The sequence below is a fragment of the Aquimonas sp. genome (genome assembly GCF_044377145.1).
GTDB lineage: Bacteria > Pseudomonadota > Gammaproteobacteria > Xanthomonadales > Xanthomonadaceae > Aquimonas.
In genome coordinates, this window is the sequence record NZ_JBILJQ010000019.1 from 61,159 (window position 1) to 68,440 (window position 7,282).

Sequence of the window (7,282 nt, forward strand, 5' to 3'; positions counted from 1 at the left end):
CCGTTCTTGTAGGGGAAGACCGATGCGATCAATACGCTCGACGGGCTGGATGCTGCTGGCGTTGTCCCTGCTTTCCGCGCAAGCGACTGCGCAGCACTACGATCGGATCGAACGGGTGGCGCCACCCGCCGAGGTCGCGGCAGGTCTGCGTTTCAGCATCAGCGAAGGTGCAGCCGTTGAGCCGGTGACGGAATTGGTGCCGGCTGCTGCGACCGTACCTCTATCAGCCGAGGCATTGCGCGCACTGCTGGCGCGTTTGCCGGCCTTCGAGGCCGACTCGCAGGATCGCCAAACCTCGGCACTGCGCGATGACTCGGCACCGCCACCGCGCAGCGGCGCGAGCGAGGCGGCGCCCTGGCCGCCGACGGCCGTCATCGAAGCACCTGAGCCCGCTGCCGAGGCGGAGCTGCGTGTGCTGCGGCACGCGCCGGAAGGCGAAGTCGGTCTGATGCCACAGCTGTCGATCACCTTCAGCCAGCCGATGGTGGCGGTGTCCAGCCAGGCGGAGGCGGCCGCGCAGGTGCCGGCCCTGCTTGAGCCCCAACCCGCTGGCGCATGGCGCTGGCTCGGCAGCCGCACACTGGTGTTCGAGCCCACCGACGGGCGTTTCCCGATGGCGACTCGCTATCAGGTGAGTGTGCCCGCGGGCACGCGTTCGGCGGTGGGCGGCGCGCTGGCGCAGGAGCACCGCTTCGTGTTCGCGACGCCCGCGCCGAAGCTGCAATTCATGTTTCCACAGGATGTGCCGCAACCCTTGCAGCCGCTGCTGCTGATGCAGTTCGATCAGGCGGTCGACCTGCAGGCCGTGCTGAGCCAGACGCGCTTGATCGGGCCGCAGCGCAGCCTGCATCCGCTGCAGCGGGTAAGCCTGGAGGAGGCGCAGAAGCTGCCCGAGTTCGAGGCTCAGCGCGCCGAGCTGGTGGACGGTCGATGGCTGGCGCTGCGACCGGTCGAGCCTTTGCCAAAGGCGAGCGCATTCAGAGCCGAAGTCTCGGCCAACCTTGCCTCGCTGGAAGGCCCGAGAACAACGACGGGCACGCAAGGCTGGTCTTTCGAAACCTATCAGCCGCTGGCGGTAGCCGAATGGCGCTGCGGCTGGGACTCCGGCAAACGCCGCGACTGCGACCCCGAGAATCCGTGGATGGTGGAGCTGAACAATCCGCTCGATGCCGCGTCCTTCAATGCGAGCTCGATCGTGGTGGAGCCCGCGGTCGAGGATTTGCAGGTCGATCTCAACGAGCGCCATCTGCAGCTGCGTGGACTGTTCGCCAGCCGAACTCGCTATCGCATCCTGCTGCCTGAAGCTCTGCAGGACCGCTTCGGCCAACGACTGGGGCCGACTGCGCCACTTGAGCTGCAGACCGGCGACGCCGAGCCGATGTTGACCGGGCCTGATCAGATGCTGGTGACGCTGGATCCTGCGGCAGCCCCCGCAGTCAGCGTCTACAGCCGCGGGCTGGAAAGTCTCGAGGTCGAGATTCACCGGGTCGAGCCCTCGCAGTGGGGCGAGTACCAGACCTGGCTGCGCGAGGCGCAGTCGCAGGACCGACCGCGTCCGCTGCCGGGCCGCCGCCTGCACAGCGGCAAGGTGTGGCCGGGTAAGGCCGGCGGCTTGACGGAGACGTTGATCGCGCTTGAGCGCTACCTCGACCAGGGCCTCGGGCATCTGCTGCTGCGCGTGCGCCCGGCGCAGTCGGATCAGCGCGAACGCTGGCAGCAGGTCGTGGTGTGGGTGCAGTCGACACGGTTGGGCCTGGTGGCGGTCCACGATGATCGCCAGCTGACGGTCTGGGCCAGCGAGCTGCAGACCGGACGCGCAGCGGCTGATGTCGAAATCGCCTTGACAGGTGGTGCCACCGCTGCAGGAAGCACGGTGGCGCGCACCTCGGCGGATGGTTTGGCGCGTCTGCCTATGCTGGCGAACTGCGAGGCGCAACTCGTGCTGGCGACATTCGGCGCGGACCGGGCGATCCTGCCGCGCTCAGCGTATGTCTGGGATCCATCGACCTGGCAGGCCAGCCCTGTCGCCGACACTCTGCGTTGGCACGTGTTCGACGACCGCGGCATGTATCGGCCGGGGGAGCAGGTGCGCATCAAGGGCTGGCTGCGCCGGCTGCAGGCCGACCCGCATGGTGATCTGCAGGCGCTGGCGCCTTCCGCCAATCCCCTGCGCTGGAAGCTCGCCGACAGCCGCGGTGTCGAGATCGGCAATGGGCAGGCTTCGCTGTCGGCACTGGGCGGTTTTGATCTCGCGATCGATCTGCCGGCGACACCGAACCTCGGCCATGCTCACCTCAGCCTGGAGGTGGAAGGTGTGACCGACGTTGCCAGCCACAGCTATGAGCACCGCTTCCAGATCCAGGAGTTCCGCCGGCCCGAATACGAAGTCTCTGCCGCCGTCGAGCCGGGCCCACACCTGATCGGCGGGCGCGCGCTGTTCGAAGTGAGTGCCGCCTACTACACCGGCGGCGGACTCAGCGCGGCGCCGGTGGAGTGGCAGCTGAGTGCAACTGCTACCCGCTACGTGCCGCCGAATCGCTCCGACTGGAGCTTCGGCGAGTTCGCGCCGTGGTGGTCGCCGCGCAGCGACGGCGCGACCCCGAACATGCGCAGCTTGAGTGCGCGCACCGATGCCCTGGGTCGACATCAGCTGCAGGCCGAGTTCCTCAGCGTCGATCCGCCGCGGCCGAGCCTGCTGTCGGCGCAGGCGACGGTGACCGATCTGAACCGCCAGGCCTGGTCGGCGAAGGCCGAACTGCTGGTGCATCCGTCGGCGCATTACGTCGGACTGAAGTCCCGCCGCAGCTTCGTGCAGCCAGGCGAGGCGGTCGAGGTCGAGGCGCTGGTGGTCGACATCGAAGGCGCCGAGCTCGCGAAGGCGACGCCACAGCTCACGCTGTCGCGTCTGGTCTGGAAACAGCAGGGGCGCGAATGGCGCGAGGTGGCCGAAGCGGCGCAGACGTGTTCGCCGCAGCGCGGCAGCGGCACGTCGTTCAACTGCCGCTGGACACCGAGGCTGCCGGGCGCCTATCGAGTCGAGGCGACGGTGCAGGACGCACAGGGACGCGCCAATGGTTCGGAGCTGCGGATCTGGGTCGCCGGCGGCGAAGGCCCACCCGCGCAGAGCGTCGAGCTGCAGAGCGTGCTGCTGGTGCCGGATCAGCAGCATCCGCTGCCCGGCGACACCCTGCAGGTGTACGTGCAGGCGCCGTTCGCACCCGCCGAGGGCCTGCTGAGTCTGGTTCGCGGCGGCGTGCTGGAGCAGCGCCGGTTCGCACTGGAAGGCGGCAGCGCCACGCTCAGCATCCCGATCGAAGAATCGATGGTGCCGGGCTTCGAGCTGCAGGTGGCGGTGGTCGGGCAGGCGCAGCGTGTGGAGGCCGACGGCACTCCGGCAGGCACGCGCCCAGCGGCGGCCTCGGCCAGCCTGCAGATCGAGGTGCCGCCGCTGGCGCGCACGCTGAAAGTGTCGGCCACGCCGCGCGACACTGTGTTGGCGCCGGGCGGCCAGACTCGCATCGCGCTGGACGTGCGCGACGCCAATGATCAGCCGGTCGCGGATGCTGAGTTGGCGGTGGTGGTAGTGGACGAGTCGGTGTTGGCGCTGTCCGGCTACGCCCTGCCGGATCCGCTGGCGGCCTTCTACGCGGCCTGGCCCAGTCGGTCCAGCGCGGTGTTCCAGCACCCGCAGGTACTGCTTCGCGCCAAGCCCAAGTCGCCTGAAGCTCCGGGCTATGGCTTCAGCGAGGAGGGGACGCTGCTGGATCGGGTCGTGGTGACAGGCTCACGCATCGGCGGCGACCGGATGGAAAGGCGCATGGCAATGCGCGCCGTGCCAATGGCGGCAGCGGCACCACCATCACCACCACCGGCACCGGCGGAGTCCGCGCCCCAATCACCCGCCATCGCGCTGCGCGGCGATTTCAGTGCGCTCGCGCTGTTCGCACCCGAGGTGCGCACGGACGCGCAAGGCCGCGCTGAAGTCGAACTGCGCCTGCCGGACTCGCTGACCCGCTATCGGGTGATGGTGGTCGCGGTGGCCGGTGCGCGTGCCTTCGGTGCGGCCGAGGCGAGCATCACCGCGCGTCAGCCGCTGATGCTGCGGCCCAGTCCGCCGCGGTTTCTGAACTTCGGTGACCGCGCCGAGCTGCCGCTGCTGGTGCAGAACCAGACCGATCGGCCGATGCTGGTCGAGCTGGGCCTGCGCGCGCTCAATGCGGGGCTGCCTGAGTCGGCCCAGCCCGACTCGGGACGGAGCGAGTCCGATCACCTCGCATCTTCCACAGCGGGCGGCGCGCAGTCCGCCGGCCGTGTGCTCAGCGTGCCGGCGCAGGGCCGGGTCGAAGTGCGCATACCCATCGCTGCCCAGTCCGCTGGCCGCGCGCGCTTCCAAGCGGTCGTGCGGTCGGGCGACGACTCCGATGCTCAGAGATTCGATCTCCCAGTGTGGACGCCCGCCACCCGCGAAGCCTTCTCCACCTACGGCTCGCTGGACGCGCAGAGCCTGGCGGTGCAGCCGGTGCGTGCGCCGGCCGATGCGCTGCCCCAGTACGGCGGTCTGAAGATCAGCCTGGCTTCGACCGAACTGCAGGCGCTGACCGATGCAGTGCTGTACCTGGCTGAGTACCCGTTCGAATGCAACGAGCAACTCGCCAGCCGAGTGCTGGGCGTGACGGCGCTGGCCGATGTTCTGCAGGCCTTCGGCAACCGCGATCTGCCGGCTCCGGCCGAGCTTGACGCGGCCGTCAAGCGCGATCTGGAGCGGCTGGAGCAGCTGCAGAACTACGATGGCGGCTGGAGTTTCTGGCAGCGCGACCAGCGCAGCTGGCCCTATCTGAGCATCCATGTGGCGCATGCGCTGGCCCGTGCCGCTGACAAGGGCCGAGCGGTGCCGGAACACACACGCGAGGATGCGCTGGGCTATCTGCGCGACATCGAGCGGATGCTGCCGGACTGGTACGACCCTGAAAGCCGCCGCAGCCTGCGCGCCTATGCGCTGGATGTGCGGCGTCGGTTGGGTGATGTCGACCCGGCCGAGGCGCGCGCACTGCTGGCCGAGGTGCAGGACTTTGATCGCCTGTCGATCGAAACCATTGGCTGGCTGTTGCCCAGCCTTGCCAAGGGCGGCGCGACCAGCGAGGTCGAGGCCCTGCTGCGTCACGTTGAACAGCAAGTGGCCGAGACCGCCGGCAATGCGCATTTCGTTACCGCCCGCACCGAGCAGGGCGCGCATGTGCTGCTGCATTCGGACCGGCGCGCCGACGGCGTGATGCTCGATGCCCTGATGGAGCTGCGCCCGCAGCACGATCTGATCGAGAAGCTGGTGCGCGGCCTGCTCGCCCATCGCGTGCAGGGGCGTTGGGGCAACACCCAGGAGAACGCCTTCGTGCTGCTCGCGGTCGATCGCTATTTCCGCCTGCGCGAAGGCGTCAGCCCCGAATTCGTCGCGCGGGTCTGGCTGGATCAGGGTTTCGCTGGCGAGCACGCCTTCCGCGGCCGCAGCGGCGAGCGCTTCGAGCTGGGCATCCCGATGGCGGAACTGGCGGAAATCGGCTCTGAGCGTGCGCTGCTGCTGCAGAAGGAAGGACCGGGACGGCTGTACTACCGGATCGGCCTCGACTACGTGCCGCAGAACCTGAGCCTTGCGCCCGCCGACCACGGTTTCACCGTGCAGCGTCGCTATGTCGGCGTCGACGACCCCGCCGACGTGCGTCAGGACGCCGACGGCAGCTGGCATATCCGCGCAGGGGCCAAGGTGCGGGTTGAGATCGACATGGTGGCGACCGCCCGCCGCTACCACGTGGCCCTGATCGACCCGCTGCCGGCCGGGCTGGAAGCCATCAACCCGGCCCTAGCCGTCAGCGAATCGGTGCAGGGCGATCCTGCGCAAGAGGCGCCGCACAGCCGCTGGCAGCGCAGCTGGTACGAGCACCAGAACCTGCGCGACGAGCGCGTCGAAGCCTTCACCTCGCTGCTATGGGAGGGCGTGCACCGCTACAGCTATGTCGCCCGTGCCACCACGCCGGGCGAGTTCGTGGTGCCGCCGACGCGCGCCGAGGAGATGTATCAGCCGGAGACCTTCGGGCGCAGTGGGACGGATCGAGTGGTGGTTGAGAGTCTTTAAGCCGGGAATCGGGATTCGGGATTCGTCAGCAGCAGGTTCGCGCTTGGCTGGAGTCCGCCGGCTTCGCCTGAGCTACGCGCCGAGTGCGGAGCAATCCGGGCCGCCGATTGCTCGGCGATTCCCGATTCCCCATTCCCGGCCCAAAGGGCCAAAGTTGTATTGCCCCCACCACCCCGCTCGCGCGAAAATCCGCCGGCGTGTAGGCCGGCTTGTTCCGCCGTGTGTGGAGCCCCATCTTCGCCTTCACGCCTTACCGTGCGCTGTCCCCGGTCGATCCGCGACCGGCGAGTGCGATGCGCCCGGTGTCCCATGCCTGAAGGACCTTCCCCAATGCTCCAAGCCTATCGCCAACATGTCACTGAGCGCGCTGCGCTCGGTATCCCGCCGCTGCCGCTGACGCCTGCCCAGACTGCCGACGTCATCGAGCTGCTGAAGGCACCGCCTGCGGGCGAAGAGGCGTTCCTGCTGGAGCTGCTCAGCCATCGCGTGCCGGCCGGGGTGGATGATGCCGCCAAGGTCAAGGCCAGCTATCTGGCCGCGATCGCGCACGGCACTGAAACCAATCCGCTGATCAGCCGCGCCCGCGCCACCGAGCTGCTGGGCACCATGCTCGGCGGCTACAACGTGCATCCGCTGATCGAGCTGCTGGATGATGCCGTGGTCGGTGCGGTCGCCGCCGAGGCGCTGAAGAACACCCTGCTGATCTTCGATGCCTTCCACGACATCGAAGAAAAGTCCAAGGCCGGCAATGCCAACGCGCAGGCGGTGATCAAGAGCTGGGCCGCGGCCGAGTGGTTCACCTCGCGCCCGGAAGTGCCCGCCAGCCTGACCGTCACCGTGTTCAAGGTGCCGGGCGAAACCAATACCGACGACCTGTCGCCAGCACCCGATGCCACCACCCGGCCGGACATCCCGCTGCACGCATTGGCGATGCTGAAGAACAAGCGCGAAGGTGCGGCCTTCGTGCCCGAGGAAGACGGCAAGCGCGGTCCGATCCAGGCCATCCTCGACCTGAAAGCCAAGGGCCATCTGGTCGCCTACGTCGGTGATGTGGTCGGCACCGGCTCGTCGCGCAAGTCCGCCACCAACTCGGTGCTGTGGTTCACCGGTGAGGACATCCCCTATATCCCCAACAAGCGCTTCGGCGGTGTGTGCCTC

Annotated in this window: 1 protein-coding gene and 1 pseudogene; both read left to right on the top strand. The window is 68.5% G+C overall.

What is annotated here, in order from left to right; all coding sequences use genetic code 11:
* The first annotated feature begins 22 nt into the window (after window positions 1-22).
* Window positions 23-6,124 carry an alpha-2-macroglobulin family protein gene (locus ACIQ7H_RS08280; protein WP_395790280.1) on the top strand — a complete coding sequence of 2,034 codons (6,102 nt, stop codon included), beginning with the start codon at window positions 23-25 and terminating at the stop codon, window positions 6,122-6,124.
* Between the two features lie 330 nt (window positions 6,125-6,454).
* Window positions 6,455-7,282: pseudogene (locus ACIQ7H_RS08285) on the top strand (aconitate hydratase B); the annotation flags it as partial.

Excerpts from the sequence above, each read along its gene's own strand:
- ACIQ7H_RS08280 (WP_395790280.1), top strand. The coding sequence starts at position 23 with ATGCGATCAATACGCTCGACGGGCTGGATGCTGCTGGCGTTGTCCCTG.